Origin of the sequence: Streptococcus sp. 27098_8_70, from assembly GCF_041432215.1 — a bacterium.
In the GTDB taxonomy this organism is placed as follows: domain Bacteria; phylum Bacillota; class Bacilli; order Lactobacillales; family Streptococcaceae; genus Streptococcus; species Streptococcus oralis_CP.
The window spans coordinates 1-600 of the sequence record NZ_JAPVZD010000010.1; the positions used below are offsets into that span (position 1 = coordinate 1).

Annotated in this window: 6 tRNA genes; all 6 read right to left on the bottom strand. The window is 51.3% G+C overall.

Annotation, left to right across the window (positions count from 1 at the left end):
* Nucleotides 1–66: 66 nt before the first annotated feature.
* Nucleotides 67–152, bottom strand: a tRNA-Leu gene (locus tag O3655_RS09545).
* Nucleotides 153–159: 7 nt separating this feature from the next.
* Nucleotides 160–231 (bottom strand) — tRNA-Gly (locus O3655_RS09550).
* 27 nt (nt 232–258) lie between these two features.
* A tRNA-Thr gene (locus O3655_RS09555) sits at nt 259–331 on the bottom strand.
* 12 nt (nt 332–343) lie between these two features.
* Nucleotides 344–425: transfer RNA gene (locus O3655_RS09560), tRNA-Leu, on the bottom strand.
* A gap of 5 nt (nt 426–430) precedes the next feature.
* Nucleotides 431–503 (bottom strand) — tRNA-Lys (locus tag O3655_RS09565).
* A 24-nt stretch (nt 504–527) separates the two neighbouring features.
* A tRNA-Asp gene (locus O3655_RS09570) sits at nt 528–600 on the bottom strand.

Below are 600 nucleotides of genomic sequence, written 5' to 3' on the forward strand. Positions count from 1 at the left end.
ACCTCTAACCGCCTGATTCGTAGTCAGGTACTCTATCCAGTTGAGCTAAGGGTGCTCATCATTATATGCCGAGGACCGGAATCGAACCGGTACGATCGTTACCAATCGCAGGATTTTAAGTCCTGTGCGTCTGCCAGTTCCGCCACCCCGGCCTCTCTAAGCGAACGACGGGATTCGAACCCGCGACCCCCACCTTGGCAAGGTGGTGTTCTACCACTGAACTACGTTCGCATCGACCTCTTATTCTATATAAAAAAATGCCGGCTACATGACTTGAACACGCGACCCTCTGATTACAAATCAGATGCTCTACCAACTGAGCTAAGCCGGCTACTTTCTATTATGCGGGTTAAGGGACTTGAACCCCCACGCCGTTAAGCGCCAGATCCTAAATCTGGTGCGTCTGCCAATTCCGCCAAACCCGCAAATATGACCCGTACTGGGCTCGAACCAGTGACCCATTGATTAAAAGTCAATTGCTCTACCAACTGAGCTAACGAGTCTAAAATAACTTCCGTTATCTTAAACGGTCCCGACGGGAATCGAACCCGCGATCTTCGCCGTGACAGGGCGACGTGATAACCGCTACACTACGGGACC